Genomic DNA, 1,870 nt, shown 5'->3' with positions numbered 1-1,870 from the left:
ATGGGCTCGATGTGGGCTGCAAGGCCGACATGGTGCTGCTCCAGGCCGACGACGCGATTGAAGCCATCCGCCTCAAGGCGGCGCGCCTCGCCGTCATCAAGGGGGGGCGGGTGATCGCGCGCACCGCGCCGCGCCTCAGCGCCCTGAGCCTGCCCGGACGCCCGAGCCGGCTCGATCCATCGCGCATGCGCTAGGGGTTGCCATGCCCATCGAAGCCACTTTCTCCCCTCGCGGGAGAAGGTGGCGCGAAGCGCCGGATGAGGGGGGTGAGTGGATTGGCCCCCGGGGGATAAACGCGCTGTTAAGGTAAACCATCCGATAATCCCGGCCGGGCGCAGGACGTCCGCGGGGTGAGTTTTCGGTCAAATGCGTCTTATCGTCGGCATCATCGTGGTGTTCGGTTCCGTATTCGGCGGCTATGCCGCCATGGGCGGGCACCTGGAGGTTCTCTGGCAGCCTTTCGAATTCGTCATCATCCTCGGGGCGGCCATCGGCGCCTATATCATCGGCAATTCCGCCGCCGTGCTCAAGCAGACCCCGGCCATGTTCGGCACCCTGCTCAAGGGCTCGAAATATAACAAGGCCGCCTATCTCGAGCTTCTGGGCATGCAGTTCAGCCTGTTCAAGCTGGTGCAGGCCAAGGGCATTCTGGCGCTGGAACAGCATATCGAAAACCCGTCCGAATCCACGCTGTTCGCGCGCTTTCCCACCTTTGCCGCCAATCATCACGCGGTAGAATTCGTCTGCGATTATCTGCGCATGGTCACGCTCGGCTCCAACAATGTCCATGAGATGGAAGCGCTGATGGACGAGGAATTGGAGACCCATCACCAGGAGCGCGAGCGCGTGGTGATGGCGGTGCAGGCGCTGGCCGACGGCACCCCGGCGCTGGGCATCGTCGCGGCGGTGCTGGGCGTCATCAAGACCATGGGCGCCATCACCGAGCCGCCCGAGGTGCTGGGCCATCTGATCGGCGGGGCGCTGGTGGGCACGTTTTTCGGCGTCTTCGTCGCCTATGGCTTTTTCGGCCCCTTCGCGCAGTCGCTGCGCAACACCTATGAGGCGGAATCGAAGTATTTCCTCTCGCTCAAGGTGGGGCTGCTCGCCCATATTTCGGGGCAGGTGCCGGTGATGGCCATCGAATTCGCCCGCAAGGCGCTGATGTCGGAGGACCGGCCCAGCTTTGCCGAGGTGGACGAGGCCACGGCCAACCTGCCGCTGACCAACTGAGCCGGCGGAGGCCAGCATGGCGGATTTCGACCGTCCGATCATCATCAAGAAGGTCAAGAAGCATAAGCACGCCCATCATGGCGGCGCCTGGAAGATCGCCTATGCCGACTTCGTGACGGCGATGATGGCGTTTTTCCTGCTGCTTTGGCTCATCAGCATGACCACGCCCGAGCAGAAGGAAGGGCTCGCCTCCTATTTCGCCCCGGCCAGCATCGCCCCCACCACCAGCGGGGCGGGCGGGCTGATGGGCGGCACGGCGCTGGACAATTCCGATGCGCAGATGTCCGGCTCGCAGCCCGAAATCGCCAAGGAAGTGGCCATGGTGCCCAAGGGCGAGGATTTCGGCTCGGTGCAGGGCGCGCTGAGCGGGCGCAACCAGCAGCAGGGCGCGGATTCGGCCGATAGCCGCACCTCGCAGACCGATATGCGCGCCGATGACGACCAGGGTTTTCACAGCGCCGCCGCCAGCATCCGCCAGGCCTGGCAATCCATGCCCGACATCACCGATATCGCCGACAGCCTCATCGTCGAGGAAACCACCGAGGGGCTCAATATCCGCCTCATCGACCAGGAGGGGCGGCCGATGTTTCCCGAGGGCTCGAAATATCCCAACGAGCCGACGCGCCAGGCCATCGCCGCC

2 protein-coding genes and 1 pseudogene are annotated in these 1,870 nt (G+C 64.5%); all 3 read left to right on the top strand.

Annotated elements, in window-relative coordinates:
- Positions 1 to 194: pseudogene (locus VDP82_RS17640) on the top strand (cytosine deaminase); the annotation flags it as partial.
- A gap of 172 nt (positions 195 to 366) precedes the next feature.
- Positions 367 to 1,230 (top strand): flagellar motor stator protein MotA, encoded by an 864-nt coding sequence (motA, locus tag VDP82_RS17635; RefSeq protein WP_323016121.1) that lies wholly within the window; start codon positions 367 to 369, stop codon positions 1,228 to 1,230.
- Positions 1,231 to 1,246: 16 nt separating this feature from the next.
- Positions 1,247 to 1,870: flagellar motor protein MotB (locus VDP82_RS17630; RefSeq protein ID WP_323016120.1), on the top strand; the 624-nt coding region annotated here is incomplete at its 3' end.

The organism is Devosia sp. (assembly GCF_034675085.1).
GTDB lineage: Bacteria > Pseudomonadota > Alphaproteobacteria > Rhizobiales > Devosiaceae > Devosia.
This window is presented reverse-complemented; position numbering and strand designations above follow the sequence as displayed.

Bases quoted from the DNA above. Each gene is read 5' to 3' on its own strand.
- motA (WP_323016121.1), top strand. From the start codon at position 367: ATGCGTCTTATCGTCGGCATCATCGTGGTGTTCGGTTCCGTATTCGGC.